Origin of the sequence: Sphingobium sp. (genome assembly GCF_035511395.1) — a bacterium.
Taxonomy (GTDB): Bacteria; Pseudomonadota; Alphaproteobacteria; order Sphingomonadales; family Sphingomonadaceae; genus Sphingobium.
The window spans coordinates 26447-51026 of sequence record NZ_DATKFP010000389.1; the positions used below are offsets into that span (position 1 = coordinate 26447).

Sequence of the window (24580 nt, forward strand, 5' to 3'; positions counted from 1 at the left end):
CCTATCATACCTCCAAAGTATGGAGCCTTGACTACATTGATCTTTGATCGATCCGCTGTCGAGGCATATCTGTCTTGCGAAAGCTAGGCATTCAGGAGAGTCGCTGCAATGGCTGTATTGAGCAGGGCCGATACCTTCATCGTCGATGTGCCGACGATCCGCCCGCACGTTCTGGCGATGGCCACCATGCATGCCCAATCGATGGTGATCGTCCGCCTGGTCGACGCCGACGGTGTGGAAGGCATTGGCGAAGGTACGACGATCGGCGGCCTCAGCTATGGCGAGGAAAGCCCTGAGAGTATCAAGTCGGCGATCGACACCTATATCATTCCCGTGCTGGAAACCTGCGATCTGACGCAGGTCGGTGCGACCATGGCGAAGGTCGCTCGCTGCGTGCGCGGCAATCATTTCGCCAAATGTGCGGTCGAAACCGCGCTGCTCGACATGGCGGGCAAGCGGCTGGGTATAGCCGTGTCCGAACTGATCGGTGGCGGCCGGGTGCGCGACAGCCTGCCGGTGGCCTGGACGCTGGCCAGCGGCGATACCGCCCGCGACATTGCGGAGGGCGAGGAAATGCTCGATCGCCGCCGTCACCGCATCTTCAAGCTGAAGATCGGCAAGCGCGAGGTCCGCGACGACGTCGCCCATGTCGGCGCCATCTGCCAGGCGCTGGGCGACCGCGCCAGCGTGCGTGTCGACGTCAATCAGAACTGGTCGGAGGCGCAGGCCAAGATCGGCATGGCGATGCTCCATGATGTCGGTTGCGATCTGGTCGAACAGCCGATCGCGGGTGACGCGATCGCCGCCATGGCGCGGCTGTCGAAGGGCCAGCCGGTGCCGCTGATGGCGGACGAGGCGCTCAACGGCCCGCGCAGCGCGATGCGGATCGCTTCCGCCCATGCCGCCGGTGTCTTCGCGCTCAAGATCGCGCAGTCGGGCGGCCTGTTCGCAACCGCGCAGGTAGCCGCAATCGGTGCGGCCGCCGGCATGGGCCTTTATGGCGGCACGATGTTGGAGGGCGGGGTTGGCACGGTCGCGTCGGCCCATGTCTTCGCGACGCTACCGGAACTGGCCTGGGGCACCGAATTGTTCGGCCCGCTGCTCCAGACCGAGGAAATTCTGAGCGAGCCGCTTGGCTATGGCGACTTTTCGCTCGCCGTGCCGACGGGGCCGGGGCTGGGCATCGCTTTCGACGAGGACAAGCTCGCCTTCTTCCGGCGCGACCGCTCAAAATCGGTTGTCGGTGGGCCGGTCCTTCATCCCGATACCGCAGGAGCCTGAATCCATGTTGTTCATGGTCGAAATGGACGTCAACATTCCGCTGGATTTCGATGCGGAGGAAGCTGCCCGGATCAAGGCCGCGGAAAAGGCCTATTTCCAGAAGCTTCAGACCGCCGGCATCTGGCGTCATATCTGGCGCAAGGTCGGGCTGTATTCGAACGTCTCGATCTTCGACGTCGAAAGCAATGCGGCGCTGCACGACACGCTCATGGCGCTGCCGCTCTATCCCTTCATGACCATGAAGGTGACGCCGCTTTGCCGCCACCCTTCATCCATCCACGAAGACGATCGCTGATCGACCAACCGCAAGCTTAGGAGAGAAAATATGGGTACCAGCTTCGTACAAAGACCGGAAATCCAGCAGTTGCTCGACCGCGCCGCGGGTGTGAATGAAAGCGGCGGCAGTCCGCGGCTCAAGACGATCGTGCGCGACCTCACCGAAAGCGTGATGGACCTGATCGTCAAGCACGACATTTCCGAAAGCGAATTCTGGCTGGCCATGAAATATCTGGCGGACAGCGCTCCTGAGATTGGCCTGATCGTGCCGGGCACAGGCATCGAGCATTTCCTGGACCTCTACATGGATGCCAAGGATGCCAAGGCCGGCCTGACTGGCGGCACGCCGCGCACCATCGAAGGCCCGCTCTATGTCGCCGGCGCGCCACTGGTGGAGGGCGACGTCAATCTGAGCGTCGATCCTGATGAAGGCACGCAGACGCTGTATATGAGCGGCGCCGTCACCGGCCCCGATGATGAAGCGGTGCAGAATGCGATCGTCCATGTGTGGCACGCCAACAGCAAGGGCTGGTATTCGCATTTCGACCCGACGGGCGAGCAGACGCCGTTCAACAACCGTCGTCGCATCAAGCTGGGCAAGGATGGCCGCTATGCCTTCCATTCCAAGCAGCCGAGCGGCTATTCGGTGCCGCCCGGCGGCGCGACCGATCAACTGATGCAGGCGCTGGGCCGTCATGGCAATCGTCCGGCCCATGTCCATTTCTTCATCGAGGCGCCCGGCTATCGCACGCTGACCACGCAGATCAATTTCGGCGACGATCCGTTCGCAGCCGACGATTTCGCCTTCGGCACCCGCGAAGGGTTGCTGCCGGTGCCCAGCCGTCAGGGTGACACCGCTTATATCGCCTTCGATTTCCAGCTCCAGCGCGCATCCAGCGAGGACGATGAGGGCTTTTCGTCCCGCACCCGCGCCGAAGTGGCGATCGAACCGGAAGTCGAGACCGCCTGAGCGCGCAAGGCAAGGAGACAGATCATGTATGAGCATCTGATGCAGCGTGTCGCGACCGCCGTGGTCGACGAACCGGAAGCCGGGATTTTCCGCTGCCGCCGCGACGTCTTCACCGACCCCGAGCTGTTCGATCTGGAGATGAAATATATCTTCGAGAACAATTGGGTCTATCTGGCACATGAAAGCCAGGTCGAGAAGAAGAACGACTATTTCACCACCTGGATCGGCCATACGCCGGTGATCCTGAACCGCGCCAAGGATGGCGGCCTCAATTGCGTGGTCAATGCCTGCGCCCATCGCGGCGCCAAGCTGTGCCGCCGCAAGCGGGGCAACCAGCCGCTGTTCGTCTGCCCCTTCCATGGCTGGAGCTTCAAGACCGACGGCAAGCTGCTGCGCGTCAAGGATGCCAGCACCGGCGCCTATCCCGACAGCTTTGATCATGAAGGCTCGCACGACCTGACCAAGGTTCGCGTCGAAAGCTATCGCGGCTTCATCTTCGGTTCGCTCAATCATGATGTCCTGCCGCTGGAAGAGCATCTGGGGGAGGCAAAGGTCATCATCGATCAGATGGTCGATCAGGCGCCCGAAGGCCTGGAGGTGCTGACCGGCAATTCGACCTACACCTTCCATGGCAACTGGAAGATGCAGATGGAAAATGGCTGCGACGGCTATCATGTCAGTTCGGTCCATGAAAATTACCAGTCGACCATGGGCCGCCGCGCCGAAGGAGGCACCAAGGCAGTCGACGCAAATGGCTGGTCGAAGGCGCCGGCGAGCGGCGTCTATGGTTTCGAGCATGGTCATATCCTGCTCTGGACGCAGGTGCTGAATCCGGAGGTCCGGCCGGTCTGGAACCTCAAGGACCAGTTGGTCGAGCGGCTGGGCGAGGACAAGGCGAAGTTCATCCTCGAACAGACCCGCAATCTTGCGCTCTATCCCAACGTCTTCCTGATGGATCAGTTCTCGACCCAGATTCGCGTCGTCCGCCCGATCGACGTGCATACGACCGAAGTCACCATCTATTGCTACGCCCCCAGGGGCGAGAGCGCGGAAGATCGCGCCCATCGCATCCGCCAATATGAGGATTTCTTCAACGTCACCGGCATGGGCACGCCCGACGATCTGGAGGAATTCCGCAGCTGCCAGTCGGCCTATGAGGGCGCGGGCGAATTGTGGAACGACCTCAGCCGTGGCGCGACCCGCTGGATCGCCGGGCCGGACAGCAATGCAAGCGCCATGGGCATGAAACCGTTGCTGTCGAGCGAACGCAGCGAGGATGAAGGGCTGTTCGTGCGCCAGCATGAATTCTGGGCCCAGATCATGCTCGATGGCATGGCAAAGGACGCGAGCGCGGCACCGATGATGGAGGCAGCGGAATGACACTGGTTCTCGACACGCAACGCCCGGCGCTGTCCTATCAGGACATTTGCGCCTTCCTCTATCGCGAGGCACGTTTGCTGGACGATCGCGCCTTCACCGAATGGCTGGACTGCTATTGCGAGCAGTGCGAATATTGGATGCCGGCCTGGACCGACGACGACGCGCTGACCACCAATCCGCACAGCGAAATCTCGCTGATCTATTATGGCAACCGCAAGGGGCTGGAGGATCGCGTCTATCGGCTGAATACCGAACGGTCGTCGGCGAGCACGCCGGAAGCGCGCACGTCGCACTTCATCGCCAATGTGGAGATCATCGACACGCGCGCCGATGCGATCGACCTGCGCTACAACTGGCATACGATGAGCCATCGTTACCAGAAGACGCAGCAGTTTTTCGGGACCAATTTCGTGACGCTGGACGTCAGCGGCGAGGCGCCGAAGATCCTGAAGAAGAAGATCGTCCTCACGGACGACTATATTCATCAGGTCATCGACGTTTATCATATCTGAGGAGCCGGGCGATGATCTTTCAGGGACGCTTCACCGGCAAGGTGATGGTCGTGACCGGCGCGGCGCAGGGCATCGGTGCCGGTGTCGCCACCCGCGCGGCGGCAGAGGGCGCCAGCGTCGTCCTCGTCGACCGGGCCGACTTCGTGACCGAGGTGCAGCAGGCGATCGTTGCGGCAGGCGGCAAGGCCGTTTCCGTGGTCTGCGACCTGGAAACCTATGAAGGCGCGGGGCAAGCGATGGCGGTAGCGGTCGAGGCGTTGGGGCGCATCGATATCCTCGTCAACAATGTCGGCGGCGCGATCCGCATGCGGCCCTATGCGCAGTTCGAACCGGCGCAGATCGACGCGGAAATCCGTCGCTCGCTGATGCCGACGCTCTATTGCTGCCATGCGGTTCTACCCGCGATGCTGGAGCAGGGGGCGGGCACCATCGTCAACCTCTCGTCCAACGCCACGCGCGGTATCCATCGCGTGCCTTATTCGGCGGCGAAGGGCGGGATCAACGGCCTGACGCAGGCGCTGGCGATGGAATATGCGCAAAGCGGCATCCGCGTCGTTGCCACCGCGCCGGGTGGCACCAGCGCGCCCCCGCGCCGCGTGCCCCGTAACGCCGAGGGCGACAACGCGCAGGAGCAGGCCTGGATGGCCGAGGCGGTGTCGCAGGTGACGGCGTCGGCCTTCATGAAGCGCTACGGCACGCTGGACGAACAGATCGCGCCCATCCTTTTCCTCGCCTCCGACGAGGCAAGCTATGTGACCGGATCGGTCCTGCCCGTCGCCGGCGGCGATATCGGCTGAAGGAAACAAATATGCAAAAAATCTACGACAGCCCGGCACTGGCCCTGGAAGGCCTGTTGTTCGACGGCATGACGATCATGTCTGGTGGCTTCGGCCTGTCGGGCAATCCCGAAAGCCTGATCCCGGAAATCCGCGCGATCGGGGTCAAGGATCTGACTGTCATCTCCAACAATGCCGGCGCTGACGGCTTTGGCCTGTGGATGCTGCTGGAAAGCCGGCAGGTCAGGAAGATGATTTCCTCCTATGTGGGCGAGAACAAGCTGTTCGAGAGCCAGTATCTCTCCGGCGAACTGGAACTGGAGCTGAACCCGCAGGGTACGCTTGCCGAGCGTATCCGGGCTGGGGGCGCCGGTATCCCTGCCTTCTATACCAAGACCGGCGTCGGCACCGTCGTGGCCGATGGCAAGCCGGTCGAGACGTTCGAGGGCGAAGACTATGTCCGCGAAACCTGGCTGCGCGCCGACCTGTCGATCATCAAGGCATGGCGGGCGGATCAGGCGGGCAACCTCATGTTCCGCAAGACCGCGCGCAACTTCAACCCGAATATGGCGACGGCCGGCAAGGTAACGGTGGTCGAGGTCGAGGAGATCGTGCCTGAAGGCAGCTTCGATCCCGACTGCATCCATACGCCGGGCATCTATGTCGATCGCATCGTGCTGAGTACCATCAACGAGAAGCGGATCGAGAAGCTGACCGTCCGCGAGAGGGAAACTGTCTGATGAGCTGGACCCGCGACGAGATGGCGGCGCGCGCCGCAAAGGAATTGCGCGACGGCTATTATGTGAACCTTGGCATCGGCATCCCGACGCTGGTGGCGAACCATGTGCCGGACGGCGTCAACGTCACGCTTCAGAGCGAAAATGGCATGCTCGGCATCGGCCCCTTCCCTTATACGGGCGAGGCGGACCCGGACCTGATCAATGCGGGCAAGCAGACGATCACCGCGTTGCCGACCAGCAGCTTCTTTTCCTCGGCGGACAGTTTCGCGATGATCAGGGGCGGCCATATCGACATGGCGGTGCTGGGCGCGATGGAAGTCGCCGCCAATGGCGACCTCGCCAACTGGACCATCCCCGGCAAGATGGTGAAGGGCATGGGCGGCGCGATGGATCTGGTCGCGGGCGTTAAGCGCGTGGTCGTGGTGATGGACCATGTGTCGAAAAATGGCAGTCCGAAGATCCTGACCGAATGCTCGCTGCCGCTAACCGGCAAGGCGGTCGTACACCTCATCATCACCGATCTCGCCGTGATCGCCGTCGATTGTGCCAAGGGCGGCCTTACCCTTATGGAACTGGCCCCCGGCGTGACCGAAGCCGAAGTCATCGAGAAGACCGGCGCACCGCTGGCGATCCTCGAAACCGCCTGAAGCATTTTCGAAGCGGGTGGCATCACCTGCTGACTTGGAAAATGCGGAAAACAAAAAAGACAACAGAACATGATCCGGTCGGATCATGTTCTAAGACAGGACAACTACCGTGCCCAAGCTGATCGTCGTCAACCGTGCGGGGGACGAAACGAGCATCGATGCCCGTGAGGGCGTCTCCGTGATGGAAGCCATTCGCGACAATGGCTTTGACGAACTGCTTGCCCTGTGTGGCGGCTGCTGTTCCTGCGCCACCTGCCATGTCTTCGTGGATGAGGAATGGACCGGCACGGTCGGTGCGGCCAGCGGCGACGAGGATGATCTACTCGATTCCTCCGACCATCGCGGCGACCGTTCACGCCTGTCCTGCCAGATCATGATGACCGCCGCGCTAGACGGACTGCGCGTCGCGATCGCGCCGGAGGATTGAGCATGGCCTTCACCCAGCGACCTGGCACCCATCTTTATTGGAAGCGCGACGGGCGGGACGACGCCCCCGCACTGGTGCTGCTGAACAGCATCGGCACCGACATGGATATTTGGGACGGCGTGCTGCCGCATCTGCGTGGCCGTTTCGCACTGCTGCGGATCGACACGCGCGGCCATGGTGCGTCGATCGCTGAACCGGGCGACTATTCGCTTGCGATGCTGGCGGACGATGTGCTGGCAGTTGCCGATGCCGCCGGGTTCGACCGCTTCTCGATCGCCGGCGTGTCGCTGGGCGGCATGATCGGCATGGAACTGGCGCTGCGTGCATCCGATCAGATCGAGAAACTGCTGCCCATCTGCACTTCCGCAACGATGGACAGCGCCTCCTGGAATGATCGCATCGCCAAGGTGCGCGGTGAAGGCATGGCCGCCATCGCCGACCTCGCCATGGGACGCTTCCTCTCCGATGCTGCCGAACCGGCCATCCATGAAGCGGTGCGGCGCCAGTTGCTGGCGATGGATGCGGAAGGTTATGCCGGTTGCGGCGCAGCGATCCGCGACATGAACCTAGCCAACCGGATCGCGGGCATCGCTTGCCCGACGCTGGTTGTTACCGGCACCCACGACACATCGACCCCGTTCGAGGGGCATGGCGACCACCTGCTCGCCCGCATCCCCGGCGCTGCGCATGTGGCGATGGAAGCCGCGCATCTCGCCCCGCTCGAAGCACCCGAGGCGCTGGCGGGCGTCATCACCACCTTCCTGGAAAGCTGATCCCATGGCCGAAGCCTTCATCTGCGACGCCGTCCGCACCCCCATCGGCAAGCTCAACGGATCGCTCGCGACCGTGCGCGCCGACGATCTTGCCGCGCTGCCGATCAAGGCCTTGATGGAGCGCAATGGCGGAGCCAACTGGTCGGCGCTGGACGATGTGATCCTGGGCTGCGCCAATCAGGCGGGTGAGGATAATCGCAACGTCGCGCGTATGGCGGTGCTGCTAGCCGGGATGCCGGAAGGCGTGCCGGGCGTCACCGTCAATCGCCTGTGCTCTTCGGGCCTCAACGCGCTGGGCATGGCGGCGCAGACGATCCGCAGCGGCGACGCCGATTTCCTGATCGCGGGCGGTGTCGAGAGCATGACCCGTGCGCCCTATGTGATGGGCAAGGCCGGCAGCGCCTTCGGTCGTGACCAGAAGATCGAAGATACCACGCTCGGCTGGCGTTTCATCAACCCGGCGATGAAGGCCGCCTATGGCGTCGACACCATGCCCCAGACCGGTGAGAATGTCGCCGAGCAATGGGGCGTCAGTCGCGAGGAGCAGGATCGCTTCGCACTGGCCAGTCAGGAAAAGGCGGCGCGCGCACAGGCGAATGGTCGCTTTGCTGCCGAGATCGTGCCGGTGTCTATCCCGCAGCGCAAGGGCGACCCAATTCTGTTCGAGGCCGACGAGCATCTGCGCGTCACCAGCCTGGAGGCGCTGGCGAAGCTCAAGCCGGTGGTGAAGGCTGATGGAACCGTGACGGCGGGCAATGCATCCGGTCTCAACGACGGCGCGGCGGCCATGCTGGTCGCGTCCGAGGCGGCTGCGGCAGCGCATGGACTGACGCCCCGCGCTCGCGTAATCGGCATGGCGGCGGCAGGCATCGCGCCCCGGATCATGGGCGCGGGACCGATCGAGGCGGCGCGCAAGCTGCTGGCGCGCAACCGCATGACCGTCGATCAGCTCGATGTGATCGAACTTAACGAGGCCTTTGCCAGTCAGGCGATCGCGACGCTGCGCGATCTGAAGGTCGATCCGTTCGACCCGCGCGTCAATCCCAATGGCGGCGCTATCGCGCTCGGCCATCCGCTCGGCATGTCGGGCGCCCGCATCGCGCTGTCGGCGGTGGAGGAATTGCACCGCACCGGCGGCAGTCACGCACTGGCTTTCATGTGCATTGGTGTGGGGCAGGGGCTGGCTCTACTGTTGGAGCGGGTGTGATGGCCATGAACAGGGCCGATGTCGTCATCGTCGGCGCGGGTCATGGTGGCGCGCAATGCGCCATCGCCCTGCGCCAGAGCGGCTTCCCCGGCACCATCATGGTGATCGGTCGCGAGCCGGACTATCCTTACGAGCGTCCGCCGCTGTCGAAGGAATATTTCGCGCGGGAAAAGAGCTTCGACCGCCTGTACATCCGTCCGCCGGGCTTCTGGGCGGAAAAGACTATCGATTTCCGCTTGGCTACCGAAGTGATCGAAGTCGATCCCGATGCGAAGCAGTTGACTCTCTCCGATGGTGCAACCTTCGGCTATGGCAAGCTGGTCTGGGCTACCGGTGGTGATCCGCGCCGTCTGTCCTGTGCCGGCGCTGACCTGACCGGCGTGCATGGCGTGCGCACCCGTGCCGACTGTGATGCGCTGATGGCGCAGATCGACGCTGGCGCGAGGCGGATCGCCGTCATCGGCGGCGGCTTTATCGGGCTGGAGGCGGCCGCCGTCCTGTCGAAAATGGGGCTGAACGTCACGCTGCTGGAAGCGCTGCCCAGAGTGCTGGCGCGCGTCGCGGGCGAGGAGCTGTCTGCCTTCTATCAGCAGGAACATCGCGATCATGGCGTGGACGTGCGTCTCGGCGTCGCCGTCGAGCTGCTGCAAGGAGAGGAGGGCCGGGTCACGGGCGTTCGGCTGACCGATGGCGAACTCATCCCGGCGGATGCGGTGATCGTGGGCATCGGTATCGTCCCGGCGGTAGGCCCGCTGATCCGTGCGGGCGCGCGCGGTGGAAATGGGGTCGATGTCGATGCAAATTGTCGGACGTCGCTTCCGGATATCCATGCCATCGGTGATTGCGCGGCTTTCGCTTGCGATCATGCTGGCGGCGCGGTCATGCGTGTGGAATCGGTTCAGAATGCGAACGACATGGCGACCTGCGTGGCCAAGGCGATCTGCGGCGACGAAAACCCCTACAATGCCTTCCCCTGGTTCTGGTCGAACCAATATGATCTGAAGCTCCAGACGGCCGGGATCAACAGCGGTTTCGACAGGACGATCCTGCGTGGAAACCCGGCTGATCGCACCTTCTCGATCCTCTATTTCAGGCAGGAGCAGCTCATCGCCATCGATTGCGTCAACATGGTCAAGGACTATGTGCAAGGCCGAAAGCTCATCGAAAGCGGCGCTATTATCGATTTCGACCGTGCCTCAGACCCCGGCGCAGCACTCAAAGATGCGATCAGCGACCCGATCGCTGCCTAGCGGCTTGTCTCATCCGCTCATCTAGTGGCGCGTAATGGGCGGTACGGTCCCCCCTGTGCGTCGACCACCCGCGCATACCCTCTTCGTCAAGGCGGACCGTTCGTCGTGAACATTTGCGAAGGACACCGCGCTGAACCCCGCCATGTCGACGGCCAGCCTGTATCAGCCAGAATGTTCCACTATTTTAATATAGCGGTGAACTGGATGGGCGCCTAGCTTGCGATCGGCGCGTGGTCGGACGCCTGGATGTGATTGCGTACATGCGCGGCGTGAAATTCCTGATGCCCGGAAGATGCGATCCAGTCGTGCAGCAAGATGACAGAAAATGATTTAAATCCGGCTGATCCGGCATCTTGCCAGAATTGAACGGCAATATTAGCAATGTCCTGCTGTTGTTGGGGATTCAGCAGGGGGATAGGATGAAGATCATCAGTCGCGTGGTCGCGGCTGCGCTGTTTGCAGCGAGTGTAGTTGCGCCAGCCGCAGGTCAGGAACGAACCGCAATCAAAGGCGGGTTCGCGCTCGCATCGCAGAGTGGCAAGACCATCCTTTTGTTTCGTCCGACGGTTCGGGTCGGTGCGCAGTCGACGGGTGGCATGTTCGAACCGAACGCCGACTGGACGGACCAAGCACGAAGGAACATCGATGAGGCGCTGGCCAGGCGTCAGGATGTATTGGGCAACAGGGTCGTCGCTGCACCCATATCCTATGGCGAAGACGCGCGATTGGTCGAAGAGTATTCGGCCTTGTTCGCCGCCGTTTCCCAATCGGTGATCCAGTATCAATTTTTCGTCGGCAACCGCCTGCCGACCAAGAAGCGCGACAACAAGGTTGACGTCTTCGAATGGTCGCTGGGTAGCGGTGTCGCTGCTCTGCCGGGCGCAAAGGATGCGGACTATGCCTTGTTCATCTACAACAAGGACGCATATGGCTCGACCGGGCGGAAACTGCTCCAGGTCGCGGCGGCTTTTGGCGGCGTGGGAATTACGTCGGGCGAACATGCCGGTTATGCCGGTCTCGTCGATCTCAAAACCGGCGACCTTCTCTGGCTCAACGCCGATGGCGCCATGGGGGGCGATGTCCGGGAAGTCGATGGCGCCGAAAAGCGGGTCGGCCAGTTGCTGGAGGAATTTCCCGGCAGCGTGCCGCCGAAGCTGGCTTCGGCCCAGCCATGAGGCGCGGTCTTGGGGGGGTGATCGCGACGGCGGCAGTCCTCATGGCGCCGGCCGCTTCCGGGCAGAACGAGATCGCACCGTCGTTGCCGCCTTATGTGGGCGCATATCAGCCACGGGGCGTTGACGAGATTGGGCTGTGGCGGGAGCAGGATGAAGGCGAACGGGCTCTCGTCAACTCGCCCATATTGATCAGGGACGAGGCGCTCAGCGCTTACGTCCGCAATATATTATGCAAGGCGGTCGGGGCAGACCGATGTGGCGCTGCCCGGATCTACATTCTGCGGATGCCGATCTTCAACGCGACGATGTCACCGAACGGAACGATGAGGGTCTTCAGTGGCCTGCTCCTTCGCGTTAGGAGCGAGGCGGAACTGGCGGCCGTGCTGGGGCATGAGTTCGGCCATTTCGAACGTCGGCATTCGCTGGCGAGGTTCAAGGCGCAGCGATCGGGCACTGATCTGTTGAGTTGGGCAGCGGTGTTCGCCACATTGGGCGGCACGTATCAGTCCTATTCGAACTTCAGCAACATCCAACTGTCCGTCTACGGCCAACTGTTTCGCTTCAACCGGGATCAGGAACGCGAAGCCGATCTGCTTGGGCTGGGCTACCTCAATCGAAGCAGCCTTCGTCCGCAGGCGGCATCGACGGTCTGGCAGAATATCATGGCCGAGCAGGTCGCCTCCGCTTCGGCGCGCGGCCTGAAGAAACCCAATTTCGAGAAAATTGCATTTTTCTCCACTCATCCGCCAGAGGCCGAGCGGGCGAACATATTGGCGGCGCTGGCAGTACCAGATGGCGTCGGGCGAGAGGATGGGGTCGATCGCTACCGGGCGGCTCTGGCCCCCTGGCTGTCGACCTTTCTGGACGACCAGATCAAACTCAACGATTTCGGTGCGAGTGATCATATCATCGCGGCGCTCGCCGAATATGGCTGGACGGCGCCGTTGCTGCTCGCCCGTGGCGACCTGTATCGGGCGCGCGGCAATCCTCGCGACCTTGCGCAGGCCGCAGAATTTTACGGCAAGGCGGTCGAGATGGACCCGTCCCTGCCGGACGCCCATCGCGGCCTCGGATTGTCGCTGATCAAGGCCGGGCGTCGAACGGAAGGGCAGGTCGCCCTGCGTCGCTATCTGGAACTCAAGCCGAGTGCATCGGACGCGGGCATGATCCACATGCTGGTGTCGCCGTCAGGGGGATAATGATGACTGGAAGTCTTTGGATGCGTGGATCAGTCTTTGGCGCCGCCGCTCTTATGCTTTGCGTGTCAGTGGCTCAGGCCAATGGTTATCGCGAGAGAAATATTTCGGTCGAAGTCGCAAAATCCGCGATGAAGGTTACGCCGATCCGCGACTGGAACAGTCTATCGATCCGTCCCGGCAAGAAGGCCGAAACCTGGACTCTGGATGGCGAGCAACTGAACGATGTCACTTTCTATGGTGGCATAGCCCCCGGCGAAGCGCTGATCCGGGAACGGAGCAAGAAGCACAAGCCATTGCCGAAATTCACCAAGCAAACCCTGCTGGTCGAAATTCCCGAACTGCTAGAAGGCACCTATCGCACGAACAAGGGTATCGGAACATTTACTGTAACCGGTTCCAACCCCGATCGCTTCCTTGGCGGCGAGGGCATTCGTTTCACCTATGACTATATCGATGCCGACAATCTGCCACGCAAGGGAGAGGCGCGAGCGACCCTGGTCAAGGACATGCTCTACATGGCGACCTTCGATGCGCCGCGGCTGCATTATTTCCAGGCGACGCTGGACGATTTTCATAGCCTGACGGACAGCGCGGCATTTTGATCAGGCGCCCCGGCAGCGGTTTGGCAGTGTAAAGGACAGGGCGGGGCAGGTTGGCGCAATCGCCCCGCCCATCTATGATCAGTGGAAAAACAGCCACAAAAGCAGAATGATCGGGATCGGCACGCCCAGCAGCCAGAGCAATATTCCTTTTCCCATAAAGTCTCTCCTTCAGTTGAGAAGAAACCCTTGAAAGCTGGGAGATGTTCCTGCCCGCCTCGGTCGAACATCGCGCCCAACGAAAAAGGGCGGGCCCTTTCGGACCCGCCCTTCGAATCTCGCTAATGCGAAGATTACTTCGCGTTCGCGGCGTTCTCAGCAACGTTCGCGGCGTTCGCGGCGTTGTCAGCAGCGTTCGCGGCGTTGTCCGCAGCGTTGACGGCGTTTTCGACGACGTTCTCGACGACGGCGTTCGAAGCATTCGCGGTCTCGTTGGCCGGCTTCTCACCGCAAGCGGCGAGGGCCATCAGGCTGGCCGAAGCGAAAACAACAGCGATCTTCTTCATTGTGTACGGCTCCCATAGCATTATGCCGCGTCAGGCACGTTACGATGTGACCCTACGCGAGCGACCCGCATTAACGTGTGCGCTGCACAAATCAATGCTTTTCTGCGTCGGTGAAGCGGCAGAATCACGCGACGGGCGGTTGTCTACTATAAAAGTTCAGTTAGCGCTCATTGTTTCTGATGCGTTGGCAACAATGTTCAGCGTGACCGCCCAGGCGGCGACATTCTGACGTAATTGCTCGGGATCGACCTTGTCCAGCGTGTCGTCGGGGGTGTGGTGAAGGTCGAAATAGCGGGTGCCGTCCTGCTGCAAATCAATGACCGGCACGCCGGCCTTCACAAGAGGTGCGATGTCGGCGCCGCCGCCGGCTTCTTGCGTGCTGGCCCCCACGCCGAGTGGAGCAAGTGCTTCTGCGACGCGCTTCGACAGTGCCTCATGACCCTTGGGCAATTTGAAGTCCACGCGCCAGATCCGGTCGGCGCCGAAGTCCGATTCGATCGCCAGCGCATGTTTCTCCGACCCATGTGCCTTATAATAGGCGCGCGCGCCGTCGCCGCCGACCTCCTCCGCGCCCGCCATCAGCACGCGAATGGTGCGACGGGGCTGGCCCGCCTTGGCGACCTGAAGCGCCGAAGCGGCGGCGATCCCGCAGCCTGTGGCATCGTCTATCGCGCCGGTGCCCTGATCCCAGCTGTCGAGGTGACAGGCAGCCACGACCACACCTGCCGCCGGATCGCTTCCGGAGATTTCGGCAATGACATTGCCGGACGGCTGGTCTTTCAGCATCTTCGAGGTCAGGGTGAGGTGCAGCTTCACCGGCTGTCCGCGCCTCACGACGCGGGCGAGCTGCTCTGCGTCAGGCACGGAAAGCGCGGCCGCCGGGATCGGCGTCACACCGTCTGCCCACATCTGCACGCCGGTATGGGGTACGCGATGATGATCGGTGCCGATCGACCGGATCAGGATGGCGATAGCGCCCTTCTTCGACGCGATGCTCGGTCCCTGTCGTCGCGCGGCACCGAAATAGCCATAGGAGGAGCCGTCCTGGGTCGCCTTCATGCCATGGTCGACAAAGGCGATCTTGCCCTTGAGGCTCGCTTCGGGCGCGGCCTCCAGATCGGCGATGCTGGGGAAATAGACGACGTCGCCCTCGATCCCCTTGTCGCTGGTCGATCCGCTATTGCCGAGCGCGGCGAGAACCAGATTCTGTGGGAAGGGGGAGAGGATGCGCGCCTCGTCCTTGCCGCGCACCCAGACCGGCATCGTATAGGGTTCGGCACGCACGTTGGAGAAGCCGAGCGCTTTGAGCTTCGCCACCGCCCAGTCGCGGGCACGCGCCTCTTGCGGCGTGCCGGCAGGGCGGGGGCCGACTTCGGTCGTCAGCCCTTCGGTGAAGTCCCAGGCAACATCGTCCTTGAGCGCGGCATCCCGAATCGCGCCGCTGTCAGCGGGGGCTGCATGGACGACGTTAGTAGTAAGAATGCTGCCAAGGAGCAGGGCGGCAAGCTGGCCCGATCGGATTTTGTGCATGAGTGAAGGCTTATCGAGCGATCACCCATTTGCCAATGGCTTCCGCCTCCGCTAACCCGACGCGGATTTTCCTACCTGACTTTTTCGGAGCTGCGCGAACCCATGTCCGCTTCCTCGCAATATGCCTACGTCATGAAGAGCATGACCAAGACCTTTCCCGGCGCGGCGAAGCCGGTGTTGGGCAACATCAACCTGCAATTCTATCGCGGTTCCAAGATCGGTATCGTCGGCCCCAACGGCGCCGGTAAATCGACGCTGATGAAGATCATGGCCGGCATCGACACGGATTTTTCCGGTGAGGCCTGGCCGGGCGAGAACATCACGGTCGGCTATCTGCCACAGGAACCGCAACTCGACCCGAACAAGACGGTGCTTGAAAACGTCAAGGACGGCGCCCGCGAGATCGCGGACAAGATGGACCGTTTCAACGAGATCAGCATGATCATGGCCGATCCGCCGGAGGACGTCGATTTCGACGCCCTGATGGAGGAAATGGGCACGCTTCAGGAGCAGATCGACGCGGTCGATGGCTGGACGCTCGACAACCAGCTGGAAATCGCGATGGAAGCGCTGCGCTGCCCGCCGTCCGACTGGTCGGTGGAAAGCCTGTCGGGTGGCGAAAAGCGCCGCATCGCGCTGACCCGCCTGCTGATCCAGAAGCCGGACATCCTGCTGCTCGACGAACCGACCAACCATCTCGACGCCGAAAGCGTCACCTGGCTGGAGAACCATCTGAAAGAATATGCCGGTTCGGTGCTGATGATCACCCACGACCGCTACTTCCTCGACAATGTCGTGGGCTGGATCTTGGAACTCGATCGCGGGAAATATTTCCCCTACGAAGGCAACTACTCCACATATCTGGAGAAGAAGGCCAAGCGCCTGGAGCAGGAAGACCGCGAGGCTACTGGCCGCCAGAAGGCGATCAACGACGAACTGGAATGGATTCGCGCCGGGACCAAGGGGCGCCAGACCAAGTCGAAGGCGCGCATCAAGAAGTTTGAGGAACTGGTCGCCGGCCAGAACAACCGCACCCCGGGCAAGGCGCAGATCGTCATCCAGGTGCCCGAGCGGCTGGGCGGCAAGGTGATCGAGTTCAAGGGCATATCCAAGGCGTTTGGCGACAAGCTGTTGTTCGAGGATCTGTCCTTCCTGCTGCCGCCGGGCGGCATCGTCGGCGTGATCGGGCCGAACGGCGCGGGCAAGTCCACGTTGTTCAAGCTTATCACTGGCCAGGAAAAGCCGGATTCGGGTGAAATCGATATCGGCACCACCGTGCGTCTCGGCTTCGTCGACCAGAGCCGCGACCATCTCGATGCATCGAAGAATGTCTGGGAAGAAGTCTCGGACGGTCTCGATTACGTCAAGGTCAATGGCCATGACATGTCGACCCGTGCCTATGTCGGCGCCTTCAACTTCAAGGGGCAGGACCAGCAGAAGAATGTCGGCAAGCTGTCGGGTGGTGAGCGCAACCGCGTCCACATCGCCAAGATGCTGAAGCGTGGCGGCAACGTGCTGCTGCTCGACGAACCGACCAACGACCTCGACGTCGAAACGCTTGCGGCACTCGAAGAAGCGATCGAGAATTTCGCGGGCTGCGCCGTGGTCATCAGCCATGACCGCTTCTTCCTCGATCGTCTCGCCACCCACATCCTCGCCTTTGAGGGCGACAGCCATGTCGAATGGTTCGAGGGCAATTTCGAGGCCTATGAGGAAGACAAGCGCCGTCGTCTGGGCGATGCGGCCGATCGTCCGACGCGTCTGGCCTACAAGAAACTGACCCGGTAACGACATCGAAGCGAAACGCGGTTGCAATCTTTGCAACCGCGAGCAGCTATTTCGCGCTTGCGATGGTGGCGCTAACATTTCATAGAGGGCGTGCCTTTCAGGCATCCTCTCCTAAAAACTTTCAGGGCTGGTCCTCACGGATCGGTCCTTTTTTTGGTCAAGTTTCGGTCGGACAGGTGGCTGGAGGCGGGCCAAATGCCCTGTTTTTCAGGAAATCCTGATCGGTAAGAGAAGCGAGGAAGGCCAAAAGCGCGGCCATGTCGATGCCCGGCAATTGCGCCGCGGCGTGACGGCGAATCGCCGACTCGACACTGTCGCTCTGGCCATCAAGCAGCCACGGGCCGGTCACTGCGACACTGCGCATGCGCATCTCGCCGGTCACGCCGACATGGGCCTGCTGGCCATCGCTGAAGCCGTGCGCCTGCTGGTGGCAATCGGCGCAGGCCATGCTGCGATCCTGCGACAAGGCGCGATCATAGAAAAGGCGGCGGCCAAGCGCGACCTTCGCCGCGCTCATGCCTTTGTCGGCGGGCGAGGGTGGTGCCGATATGCCTGCCGGAAAGGCGGGCCATGGCCATTCCGGCGCACCGGCGACCACGCCCGTCGCCAGTGATGCCGCTCCACCGATGATCGTCGCTATGCTAGCCCGTCACCGATTGGCGCGATAGCCGATCAGCAGGCCGAAGCAGAAGGTCGCGAGCAGGGCGAGTTGAACCTTCCCATGCGGGTCATCATAACCGACGATCTGTTGTCCCCAGGCGAATAGAGCGACGAACATTGCCAATGCCAGCCCGGACATGTTTCACCCCGCTCCGCGTCCCTTGCTGTCACGATAGCGCAATAGCGGCTAAGAAAGTCATAATGGCTTGCCTCCGCGCGCCACCGCGCCTAGGGGGTGCGGCAACGCAATCCCCCCGCGCATGAAGCGCGGCATTCGTCGATTCCAAGGAGTCCGCACCCCATGAAAGCCCGCATCTTCGTCACCCTCAAGGGCGGTGTCCTCGATCCGCAGGGCCGGGCAATCCAGCATGCGCTCGATGGCCTGGGTTTCAGCGGCGTGAATGACGTGCGCGCCGGCAAACTGATCGAACTGGATCTGGCCGACGGCACCAGCGACGAGGATATCGACACCATGTGCCGCAAGTTGCTCGCCAACACGGTGATCGAAAACTATCGCATCGAAAAGGTCGCCTGAGCCATGAAGAGCGCCGTCATCGTCTTTCCGGGCAGCAATTGCGACCGCGACCTGGCGGTGGCGTTCGATGCTGCGACCGGTACCAAGCCTGCCATGATCTGGCATCGCGACACCGAACTGCCCGACGACATCGACCTGATCGGCGTGCCGGGCGGCTTTTCCTATGGCGACTATCTGCGTTCCGGCGCGATGGCCGCACGGTCGCCGGTGATGCAGGCAGTGGCGAAGGCCGCCGACCGTGGCGCTTATGTCCTCGGCATCTGCAACGGCTTCCAGGTACTGACCGAAAGCGGCCTGCTGCCCGGCGCGCTGCTGCGCAATGCCGGCGGTCATTTCGTCTGCCGCGACGTCGCCCTGACGGTGGAGAACGCGCAGAGCGCCTTCACCAGCCGTTATGAGGCGGGTGAGGCGATCTCCTATCCGGTTGCGCATCATGACGGCAATTATTTCGCCGACGATGCCACGCTCGACCGGCTGGAAGGCGAAGGTCGCGTCGCACTGCGCTATGCGGAAAGCGTCAACGGTTCCGCTCGCAACATCGCTGGCATCCTCAACGAGGCCGGCAATGTGTTGGGCATGATGCCCCACCCCGAGCGCGTGATCGAAGCCGCGCACGGCTCGACCGATGGCAAGCGCCTGTTCCAGGGCCTTGTCGAAGGATTGCTCGCACGCGCATGAGGATGTTCGTCAGGCCCCGTCTATGATCGGGGCCTGATCGTTTCTTGATTCAGTGCCGGAAGAAGAGCGTCACCGACGCGACGTGGTTGACGCGCGTGTTACCGGCGCGCTGGTTGATCAGCTGGTTCAGATAGCCGACCTCCAATGTCGATGCGCCGGGCAGGCCCAGTTCCGCGCCGACGAAACTGCGCAGCTGGTCGAAGCCGCTGCGAGCGCCCCAATCGGTGTCGTTGAGCGCCGCAAAACCTTCAGCATAGACCAGCGCGTTGATTGCATCGCTGTTCGCCTTGAGAGGCTTTTCGTACCGAAGCATCTCGCGCAGACGCCAGCCCATGTCGTCGCCGTCTGATCGCCAGCGCTGTTCGAGCCGCGTGCGTGAGGATAATTCGCCGCCCCAGGGCTTGCCCATTGTCCAGCTGATCTGCTGGAAGCTGCGTTCCTCGTTCGCGTCCTTGCCGGCCTCGATCGGCACGACGACATGGGCGAAGCCCTGATAGAGGGTGAGCGAGGGTGATAATTTCCAGCCAATCGCGCCGCGGAACAGCGCCTGATCGACGCGCGAGATACCGTCACCGATGCGCGGCTGGACCTCTGCGAAATAGACCAGTTCGTCCTTGATCGATCCCATGGCAGTCAGGTTGAGCCAGAATTGCTCATCCTCGCTGGTGGCGGCACGGGCTGGAGCGGAGAGCAGGGCGAGGCAGGCGAACAGGCAGAGAGCGAGGCGGCGCATGGAGTTCCCTGGAAATGGAAAAGGACAGGTGCCGACTGATGCGGCGACCTGTCCTTCCTAGGGTCGGTGCGTTTCTATCCTGTTTCCCGGCTGTTAGTTTGTGTCCCGCGCAAGCGTGAATTGCGTCAGGTGATGACGCTGGGCTTGTCCATGCCAGTGAAGCCGCTGATGTCGGCGACCTCCTGCGCAGCGGCGATCAGCGGAGCGAGCGCGGTCGCGGTTTCGAGGGCAAGGTTGCCGTCCGGGCCGACATAGCGCTCGATATAGACGCGCAGCGTCGCGCCTTCTGTGCCCGTGCCCGACAGGCGGAACACGATGCGCGATCCATCCTCGAACAGGATGCGGACGCCCTGATTGCGGCTCACCGACTGGTCGGTCGGGTCGGTATAGGCGAAATCGTCGGCGCTCGTCACGGTGCCGCCGCTGTTGGACGTGCCGGGCAGGCTGGCGAGCTTGCCGCGCAGCGCTGCCATCAGCGCGTCGGCCTTGTCCTTGGCGATGGCTTCATAATCGTGGCGGGCATAATAGTTGCGGCCATAGGTTGCCCAATGGTCTGCCATGATATCGGCGACACTCTGCTTGCGGACGGCAAGGACGTTGAGCCACAGCAGCACGGCCCAGATGCCGTCCTTCTCGCGTACATGGTCGGAACCGGTGCCGGCGCTTTCCTCGCCGCAGATGGTCGCCATGCCGGCGTCCAGCAGGTTGCCGAAGAATTTCCAGCCAGTCGGCGTCTCGTAGAGCGGCAGGCCCAGCTTCTGCGCGACCCGGTCGGCCGCGCCGCTGGTCGGCATGGAACGGGCAATGCCCTTGAGGCCCGCTGCATAGCCGGGCGCAAGATGCGCGTTGGCCGCCAGCACAGCGAGCGAATCCGAGGGCGTGACATAGCAATGGCGGCCGATGATGAGGTTGCGATCGCCGTCGCCGTCCGACGCCGCGCCGAAATCGGGCGCATCCGGAGCCATCAGCCGGTCGTACAGTTCCTTGGCATGGACCAGGTTCGGATCGGGATGATGATGGCCGAAATCGGGGAGTGGCGTGCCGTTCATCACCGTGCCGGCGGGCGCGCCGAGGCGTTCTTCGAAAATCTCGACCGCATAGGGGCCGGTAACGGCGCTCATGCTATCGAAGGCGAGCGTGAAGCCATCCGCGATCATCGCGCGGATCGCGGCGAAATCGAACAGGCTTTCCATCAACTCGGCATAAAGGGCGACGGGATCGACCACCTCGACGGTCATGTCGCCAAGCTGGCTGGTGCCGATCCTGTCGATGTCGACATCGGCAGCGTCCAGAGTCCGATAGCTGTCGATCGTCAGCGTGCGGGCGTTGATCGCATCCGTCACCTTTTCCGGCGCAGGGCCGCCATTGCCGATATTATATTTGATGCCGAAATCCTCGTCAGGGCCGCCGGGATTATGGCTGGCAGAGAGGACCAGGCCACCGAACGCGCCCGACGATCGGATCAGGTGCGAGGCGGCGGGGGTAGAAAGGATGCCGCCGGCCCCCACCAGCACGCGGCCAAAGCCGTTGGCCGCCGCCATCCTGAGCACCGTCTGGATGACTTCGCGATTGAGATAGCGGCCGTCGCCGCCCACCACCAGCGTCTTGCCCGCAAACCCGTCCAGACTGTCGAACACCGACTGGATGAAATTTTCCGCATAGTGGGGCTGGGCGAACACCCGCACCTTCTTGCGCAGCCCGGACGTGCCGGGCTTCTGGTCGGTGAAGGGGGTGGTGGTGATGGTCTGGATCACTCCGGCATCCTTTTGAAAGAGCGTGTCGGTGGAAATCTCACAGCGCCCGGACGGGCGTTATATCGCAGTGCAGCATGTTCAGCGTTTTTGTGCAAACCAGATGACATGGCGCGGCCCCTTGCCATTGTCGCGAGCGCGCACGGCGACCTCCTCGACCAGGAAGCCGGCGCTGCGCAGGCGACGGGTGAAAGCGTCGTCGGAACCGGCCGACCAGACGGCGAGGATGCCGCCGGGCTTCAGCGCGGCGCGGGCGGCGTCCAGCCCCTTGCGATTGTAAAGCCGGTCATTGGCGGCGGCGGTCAGGCCGTCCGGGCCATTGTCCACATCGAGCAGGATCGCATCATAGCTGCCATGGCCCGCCGCGATCACATTGACGACATCGTCCAGCACCAGCCGTACGCGCGGATCGTCGAGACAACCGTCGGCCAGTTCCGTCATCGGACCGCGCGCCCATTCGATGATCTCGGGAACCAGTTCGGCGACGGTGATCTGGGCCGATGCATCGAGCGCGCCCAGCGCCGCGCGCAGGGTGAAGCCCATGCCATAGCCGCCGATCAGCAGATGCGGGGCCTTGCGCCCCCGCAGCCGCTCGATCGTCATCAGCGCAAGCTGTTTTTCCGATCCGCTCATGCGGCTGCTCATCAGCTCGTTGCGGTCGAGGACGATCATATAATCGCCGCCACGCCGGTAGAGTTTCAGTTCCTGCCCACCCGGCACGGCGGCGGACCCCAGATATTCGCGCGGCGTCATATTGCCCCTTCATACATAAACGATCGGCAATGTGGCGCATGGCAGCTTGGCTTCCATCGCGCAAATGCTACAGGCGGTCGCGCGCATCGGCCGACGCTTGGCCGATCCGCCCGGCGGATGCTATCGGCCTGCCGACCGCGACCCGAATCTGGACAGGTAGCCTTCTTCTCCATGCGTTATTTTCTCGATACCGAATTCAATGGCTTTGGCGGGACGCTGATCAGCGTGGCCCTGGTGCCGGAGGATGGCGACCAGGAACTGTATTTCTCCCTGCCGCTGCCGGATAAGATTGAACCATGGGTTGCGAACAACGTCATCCCCTATCTGCGCCATGTGCCTCCGGGGATCGACCATGAACTGGGGCGCGAGGACGGGGCGGACATGGTCGCGGCCTATCTGGCGGGAGACAGCGATCCGGTGATCATCGCCGACTGGCCGGAAGATTTGGCCCATTTCTGCGCTCTGCTGGTGACGGGGCCGGGAAAGATGGCGGGCGTGGACTTCGGTCTGCGGCTGGAACTGATCAACGCGGCGGGATTCAGCGCGGCGGCGAACAGCCGGGTGCCGCATAACGCCCTGCATGATGCGCGGGCGCTGCGCGACTTCTACATGGCTTACAGAGCCGACTGACGGCGGCCGATCCGGCTGCGTTCCAACCACCAGAGCAAGGCACTGGTCGCGAGCCAGCCGAGCAGCCAGGGCCAGGACGGGCCGGGGCGTGGTTCGCCTTGCGTCGTGGCGGCAACCTCGCCGCGCAGCATCAGCGTCGCAGTGCGATCGCGGGCGGCGCGCATGGCTGGCAGTGCATCTGCTGCCTGAACGTGGAAGGGTATTACGCCTTCCTCGCCCCTTAGCATGTGCCAGCCCGCGCCGGCTGGCCAGAAGGCGGCGCATCTATTGATGGGAAGCAGGCGGGCGGGGTTGCCGTCGGGACGGACGACCTGCGCTTCTCCGGTCAGACCACATAGCGTCATGCGTTCGCCTGCCCAGTGGACGCCTTCGATCATGGTCGTGGAAGGAGCCGGACGGGCGACGGCCCCAAGGACGCTGCGCCACCACTGGTCATAGAGCGGCTGGTGTCCGGTCAGCGTCAGCGCATAGCTGTCGACTCCAGTGAAGAGCGCGATTCGACCCGTTACCGATGCGCGCCAGGCCGCGAGCGTCGCGCCGCCGGCATCCCGGATGAGCGGCACCATATCACCTCCTGATGGCGTCGCGGCGAGACGGCTGACTTGGGGGAGCATCTCATCGGGGAGCGCCATGTCGTCGGGGCGGTCGGGGTCGGCTATGCCCTGTCGCGTGCGGGTGATGGCGGCGGCGGGCGGCTTTGGCAGGGCGAGCGCGGCAATGTCGTTCCCGCCCTTGAGCGCAAAGCCGAGCGCCTGCCACTGGTTGCGGGTGGCGTTGTCGAGCGGGCCGCTGGCGCGCAGGATGAGGCCGAGGCCGTCACGCACCGCGCCAAGCAGGGCGCCGCGCCTGCTGCCGAGTGTGGCCCAACTGCGGTCATCGGCCAGCACGGCGTCGAACCGGCGCAGAGTCGCATCGTCGATCGATACGGGTGCGTCGCCCAACTGGATGCCGCCGCCTGCGCTCATCTGGGTGGAAACCGTAAAGCCTGCGTCGGTGGCCCAGCGGCGCAGATATTTGACCTCCGGACCCGGCGCACCGGCCAGGATCAGCAGGCGCGGTCTGGCGCCCTCTTGCGTGATGACGGGCAGGCTGACCTGTTCGATGGTGCGGTTGCCGTCGCGGACGCGCAGGGTAAAGTCGGCGGTGCCGGCAGTACGGCTGGTGCCGCTGAGGAGGACATGACCGTCCTGGTCCGGCGTCGCGCTGTCAGTGACGCGGCCGGCGGGGTCGAGCAGTTCGACGGTCGCATGGGGCAGACCGGAGAGCGTGGCGCCTGCCGTGAAGCTTGCGCCCGGTGCGGTCGGCATAGGTGGTGCCAGATGAGTGACGCCTTTGGGCGATGGCGGCGGGGCGAAGCGGACGGCGACGCTGCGCGCAGCATCCAGATCGCGGGGCGTGAGACCCTGACCTACGATCTCGATGCTGTTGGCGGCGGGATAGCGGCGCAGCGCGGTGGCGAGGTCGGGTGCCGCTTCACCGGAGATGGTGCTGGCTTCGGGCAGAACGATCAACGGCGCGCCGGCAGCGGCCAGGCGGGGCGTCCCGGCCGTCGCGATGCGCAGCGTGCCGCCGCCGCCGATGGTGGCGGGCGGAAAGAGTCCAAGAAAGAGTAGTCCGGCGCAGATCGGCTGGAGCAGCAGGAGCAAGGTCAGGCGGAGTGACGAGGCCTGCTCGCCGGTGGCGCGGTGCCAGAGGATGAGGCGGACCGCAGCCAGCAGCACCGTGAGGGTGAGGATAGCAGCGACGATCAGGCGCATGGTCATGAGCCGCCCCCCTCGATCGCGCGGAGATAGCGCGTGCCGGC

General features: G+C 63.0%; 27 protein-coding genes. 19 read left to right on the forward strand and 8 right to left on the reverse strand.

The annotated features are described in order from the left end of the window. Nucleotides 1-108: 108 nt before the first annotated feature. The 15 genes from VMR39_RS26325 to VMR39_RS26395 all read left to right on the forward strand — a co-directional run bounded on the left by VMR39_RS26325 (nt 109) and on the right by VMR39_RS26395 (nt 13215). Nucleotides 109-1281 carry a muconate/chloromuconate family cycloisomerase gene (locus VMR39_RS26325; protein ID WP_325420803.1) on the forward strand — a complete coding sequence of 391 codons (1173 nt, stop codon included), beginning with the start codon at nt 109-111 and terminating at the stop codon, nt 1279-1281. A 4-nt stretch (nt 1282-1285) separates the two neighbouring features. Continuing rightward, the gene (gene catC, locus VMR39_RS26330; protein WP_325420805.1) at nt 1286-1576 is read left to right on the forward strand and encodes a muconolactone Delta-isomerase; all 291 of its coding nucleotides are present in this window, start codon (nt 1286-1288) and stop codon (nt 1574-1576) included. A gap of 30 nt (nt 1577-1606) precedes the next feature. Then, nucleotides 1607-2527 carry a dioxygenase gene (locus VMR39_RS26335; RefSeq protein WP_325420807.1) on the forward strand — a complete coding sequence of 307 codons (921 nt, stop codon included), beginning with the start codon at nt 1607-1609 and terminating at the stop codon, nt 2525-2527. A 24-nt stretch (nt 2528-2551) separates the two neighbouring features. Further along, nucleotides 2552-3907: a Rieske 2Fe-2S domain-containing protein gene (locus VMR39_RS26340; protein WP_325420810.1), complete on the forward strand. Its 1356-nt coding sequence runs from the start codon at nt 2552-2554 to the stop codon at nt 3905-3907. Then, nucleotides 3904-4419 carry a benzoate 1,2-dioxygenase small subunit gene (gene benB / locus VMR39_RS26345; RefSeq protein ID WP_325420812.1) on the forward strand — a complete coding sequence of 172 codons (516 nt, stop codon included), beginning with the start codon at nt 3904-3906 and terminating at the stop codon, nt 4417-4419. The genes VMR39_RS26340 and benB overlap by 4 nt, the downstream gene beginning before the upstream one ends. Nucleotides 4420-4430: 11 nt before the next feature. Then, nucleotides 4431-5216 carry a benzoate diol dehydrogenase BenD gene (gene benD, locus VMR39_RS26350; protein ID WP_325420814.1) on the forward strand — a complete coding sequence of 262 codons (786 nt, stop codon included), beginning with the start codon at nt 4431-4433 and terminating at the stop codon, nt 5214-5216. 11 nt (nt 5217-5227) lie between these two features. Beyond that, nucleotides 5228-5935, forward strand: a complete 708-nt coding sequence (locus VMR39_RS26355; protein ID WP_325420816.1) for a CoA transferase subunit A — start codon at nt 5228-5230, stop codon at nt 5933-5935. Further along, complete coding sequence (locus VMR39_RS26360) at nt 5935-6582, forward strand: 3-oxoacid CoA-transferase subunit B (protein ID WP_325420818.1); 648 nt, start codon at nt 5935-5937, stop codon at nt 6580-6582. The genes VMR39_RS26355 and VMR39_RS26360 overlap by 1 nt, the downstream gene beginning before the upstream one ends. Before the next feature lie 109 nt (nt 6583-6691). Further along, entirely contained in the window at nt 6692-7009 is a 318-nt protein-coding gene (locus VMR39_RS26365; RefSeq protein ID WP_325420820.1) for a 2Fe-2S iron-sulfur cluster-binding protein, read from the forward strand. Nucleotides 7010-7011: 2 nt separating this feature from the next. Next, entirely contained in the window at nt 7012-7782 is a 771-nt protein-coding gene (gene pcaD / locus VMR39_RS26370) for a 3-oxoadipate enol-lactonase (RefSeq protein WP_325420822.1), read from the forward strand. 4 nt (nt 7783-7786) lie between these two features. After that, nucleotides 7787-8989 carry a 3-oxoadipyl-CoA thiolase gene (gene pcaF / locus VMR39_RS26375; RefSeq protein WP_325420824.1) on the forward strand — a complete coding sequence of 401 codons (1203 nt, stop codon included), beginning with the start codon at nt 7787-7789 and terminating at the stop codon, nt 8987-8989. Nucleotides 8990-8994: 5 nt separating this feature from the next. After that, nucleotides 8995-10239 (forward strand): FAD-dependent oxidoreductase, encoded by a 1245-nt coding sequence (locus VMR39_RS26380; protein ID WP_325420862.1) that lies wholly within the window; start codon nt 8995-8997, stop codon nt 10237-10239. A gap of 419 nt (nt 10240-10658) precedes the next feature. Beyond that, the gene (locus VMR39_RS26385; RefSeq protein ID WP_325420826.1) at nt 10659-11414 is read left to right on the forward strand and encodes a hypothetical protein; all 756 of its coding nucleotides are present in this window, start codon (nt 10659-10661) and stop codon (nt 11412-11414) included. Next, nucleotides 11411-12613, forward strand: a complete 1203-nt coding sequence (locus tag VMR39_RS26390) for a M48 family metalloprotease (protein WP_325420829.1) — start codon at nt 11411-11413, stop codon at nt 12611-12613. Before VMR39_RS26385 ends, VMR39_RS26390 begins: the two co-directional genes overlap by 4 nt. Before the next feature lie 128 nt (nt 12614-12741). Further along, on the forward strand, nt 12742-13215 hold the full coding sequence (locus VMR39_RS26395; RefSeq protein WP_325420831.1) for a hypothetical protein: 474 nt from the start codon (nt 12742-12744) through the stop codon (nt 13213-13215). Between the two features lie 290 nt (nt 13216-13505). On the opposite strand, the gene VMR39_RS26400 is transcribed toward VMR39_RS26395, so the two are convergent. Both VMR39_RS26400 and VMR39_RS26405 read right to left on the reverse strand, forming a co-directional pair. After that, nucleotides 13506-13718, reverse strand: coding sequence for a hypothetical protein (locus VMR39_RS26400; RefSeq protein WP_325420833.1), 213 nt, complete (start codon nt 13716-13718; stop codon nt 13506-13508). 156 nt (nt 13719-13874) lie between these two features. After that, nucleotides 13875-15248, reverse strand: a complete 1374-nt coding sequence (locus tag VMR39_RS26405) for a M20/M25/M40 family metallo-hydrolase (RefSeq protein WP_325420835.1) — start codon at nt 15246-15248, stop codon at nt 13875-13877. Nucleotides 15249-15350: 102 nt separating this feature from the next. On the opposite strand from VMR39_RS26405, the gene ettA reads away from it, so the two are divergent. Next, nucleotides 15351-17036: an energy-dependent translational throttle protein EttA gene (ettA, locus tag VMR39_RS26410; RefSeq protein WP_325420837.1), complete on the forward strand. Its 1686-nt coding sequence runs from the start codon at nt 15351-15353 to the stop codon at nt 17034-17036. 157 nt (nt 17037-17193) lie between these two features. On the opposite strand, the gene VMR39_RS26415 is transcribed toward ettA, so the two are convergent. Together VMR39_RS26415 and VMR39_RS26420 are read right to left on the reverse strand one after the other, a co-directional pair. Next, a complete protein-coding gene (locus VMR39_RS26415) occupies nt 17194-17553 on the reverse strand; it encodes a cytochrome-c peroxidase (protein ID WP_325420864.1) in 360 nt (119 codons plus the stop codon). A gap of 132 nt (nt 17554-17685) precedes the next feature. After that, the gene (locus VMR39_RS26420) at nt 17686-17835 is read right to left on the reverse strand and encodes a hypothetical protein (RefSeq protein ID WP_325420840.1); all 150 of its coding nucleotides are present in this window, start codon (nt 17833-17835) and stop codon (nt 17686-17688) included. A 162-nt stretch (nt 17836-17997) separates the two neighbouring features. Here VMR39_RS26420 and purS point away from each other — a divergent pair, with 162 nt between their 5' ends. Both purS and purQ read left to right on the forward strand, forming a co-directional pair. Continuing rightward, on the forward strand, nt 17998-18231 hold the full coding sequence (gene purS, locus VMR39_RS26425; RefSeq protein WP_325420842.1) for a phosphoribosylformylglycinamidine synthase subunit PurS: 234 nt from the start codon (nt 17998-18000) through the stop codon (nt 18229-18231). Nucleotides 18232-18234: 3 nt separating this feature from the next. After that, a complete protein-coding gene (purQ, locus tag VMR39_RS26430; RefSeq protein ID WP_325420844.1) occupies nt 18235-18909 on the forward strand; it encodes a phosphoribosylformylglycinamidine synthase subunit PurQ in 675 nt (224 codons plus the stop codon). 49 nt (nt 18910-18958) lie between these two features. Here the strand turns inward: purQ and VMR39_RS26435 are convergent, their stop codons facing one another. The 3 genes from VMR39_RS26435 to VMR39_RS26445 form a co-directional block, all read right to left on the reverse strand. Then, nucleotides 18959-19642, reverse strand: coding sequence for a DUF2490 domain-containing protein (locus VMR39_RS26435; protein WP_325420846.1), 684 nt, complete (start codon nt 19640-19642; stop codon nt 18959-18961). Between the two features lie 125 nt (nt 19643-19767). Beyond that, entirely contained in the window at nt 19768-21396 is a 1629-nt protein-coding gene (locus VMR39_RS26440) for an alpha-D-glucose phosphate-specific phosphoglucomutase (RefSeq protein ID WP_325420848.1), read from the reverse strand. 78 nt (nt 21397-21474) lie between these two features. Then, nucleotides 21475-22146 carry a spermidine synthase gene (locus VMR39_RS26445; protein ID WP_325420850.1) on the reverse strand — a complete coding sequence of 224 codons (672 nt, stop codon included), beginning with the start codon at nt 22144-22146 and terminating at the stop codon, nt 21475-21477. A 171-nt stretch (nt 22147-22317) separates the two neighbouring features. On the opposite strand from VMR39_RS26445, the gene VMR39_RS26450 reads away from it, so the two are divergent. Further along, nucleotides 22318-22776 (forward strand): hypothetical protein, encoded by a 459-nt coding sequence (locus tag VMR39_RS26450; RefSeq protein WP_325420852.1) that lies wholly within the window; start codon nt 22318-22320, stop codon nt 22774-22776. Here the strand turns inward: VMR39_RS26450 and VMR39_RS26455 are convergent. Continuing rightward, a partial coding sequence (locus VMR39_RS26455; RefSeq protein WP_325420854.1) for a hypothetical protein occupies nt 22761-24580 on the reverse strand: 1820 nt, incomplete at its 5' end. The genes VMR39_RS26450 and VMR39_RS26455 overlap by 16 nt on opposite strands.

Bases quoted from the DNA above. Each gene is read 5' to 3' on its own strand.
- VMR39_RS26435 (WP_325420846.1), bottom strand. From the start codon at position 19,642: ATGCGCCGCCTCGCTCTCTGCCTGTTCGCCTGCCTCGCCCTGCTCTCC.
- VMR39_RS26355 (WP_325420816.1), top strand. From the start codon at position 5,228: ATGCAAAAAATCTACGACAGCCCGGCACTGGCCCTGGAAGGCCTGTTG.
- benB (WP_325420812.1), top strand. From the start codon at position 3,904: ATGACACTGGTTCTCGACACGCAACGCCCGGCGCTGTCCTATCAGGAC.
- VMR39_RS26360 (WP_325420818.1), top strand. From the start codon at position 5,935: ATGAGCTGGACCCGCGACGAGATGGCGGCGCGCGCCGCAAAGGAATTG.
- VMR39_RS26385 (WP_325420826.1), top strand. From the start codon at position 10,659: ATGAAGATCATCAGTCGCGTGGTCGCGGCTGCGCTGTTTGCAGCGAGT.
- ettA (WP_325420837.1), top strand. From the start codon at position 15,351: ATGTCCGCTTCCTCGCAATATGCCTACGTCATGAAGAGCATGACCAAG.
- catC (WP_325420805.1), top strand. From the start codon at position 1,286: ATGTTGTTCATGGTCGAAATGGACGTCAACATTCCGCTGGATTTCGAT.
- VMR39_RS26420 (WP_325420840.1), bottom strand. From the start codon at position 17,835: ATGTCCGGGCTGGCATTGGCAATGTTCGTCGCTCTATTCGCCTGGGGA.
- VMR39_RS26340 (WP_325420810.1), top strand. From the start codon at position 2,552: ATGTATGAGCATCTGATGCAGCGTGTCGCGACCGCCGTGGTCGACGAA.
- benD (WP_325420814.1), top strand. From the start codon at position 4,431: ATGATCTTTCAGGGACGCTTCACCGGCAAGGTGATGGTCGTGACCGGC.
- VMR39_RS26380 (WP_325420862.1), top strand. From the start codon at position 8,995: ATGAACAGGGCCGATGTCGTCATCGTCGGCGCGGGTCATGGTGGCGCG.
- VMR39_RS26445 (WP_325420850.1), bottom strand. From the start codon at position 22,146: ATGACGCCGCGCGAATATCTGGGGTCCGCCGCCGTGCCGGGTGGGCAG.
- purS (WP_325420842.1), top strand. From the start codon at position 17,998: ATGAAAGCCCGCATCTTCGTCACCCTCAAGGGCGGTGTCCTCGATCCG.
- VMR39_RS26390 (WP_325420829.1), top strand. From the start codon at position 11,411: ATGAGGCGCGGTCTTGGGGGGGTGATCGCGACGGCGGCAGTCCTCATG.
- pcaF (WP_325420824.1), top strand. From the start codon at position 7,787: ATGGCCGAAGCCTTCATCTGCGACGCCGTCCGCACCCCCATCGGCAAG.
- VMR39_RS26395 (WP_325420831.1), top strand. From the start codon at position 12,742: ATGAAGGTTACGCCGATCCGCGACTGGAACAGTCTATCGATCCGTCCC.
- VMR39_RS26415 (WP_325420864.1), bottom strand. From the start codon at position 17,553: ATGAGCGCGGCGAAGGTCGCGCTTGGCCGCCGCCTTTTCTATGATCGC.
- VMR39_RS26325 (WP_325420803.1), top strand. From the start codon at position 109: ATGGCTGTATTGAGCAGGGCCGATACCTTCATCGTCGATGTGCCGACG.
- VMR39_RS26450 (WP_325420852.1), top strand. From the start codon at position 22,318: ATGCGTTATTTTCTCGATACCGAATTCAATGGCTTTGGCGGGACGCTG.
- purQ (WP_325420844.1), top strand. From the start codon at position 18,235: ATGAAGAGCGCCGTCATCGTCTTTCCGGGCAGCAATTGCGACCGCGAC.
- VMR39_RS26405 (WP_325420835.1), bottom strand. From the start codon at position 15,248: ATGCACAAAATCCGATCGGGCCAGCTTGCCGCCCTGCTCCTTGGCAGC.
- VMR39_RS26335 (WP_325420807.1), top strand. From the start codon at position 1,607: ATGGGTACCAGCTTCGTACAAAGACCGGAAATCCAGCAGTTGCTCGAC.
- VMR39_RS26400 (WP_325420833.1), bottom strand. From the start codon at position 13,718: ATGAAGAAGATCGCTGTTGTTTTCGCTTCGGCCAGCCTGATGGCCCTC.
- pcaD (WP_325420822.1), top strand. From the start codon at position 7,012: ATGGCCTTCACCCAGCGACCTGGCACCCATCTTTATTGGAAGCGCGAC.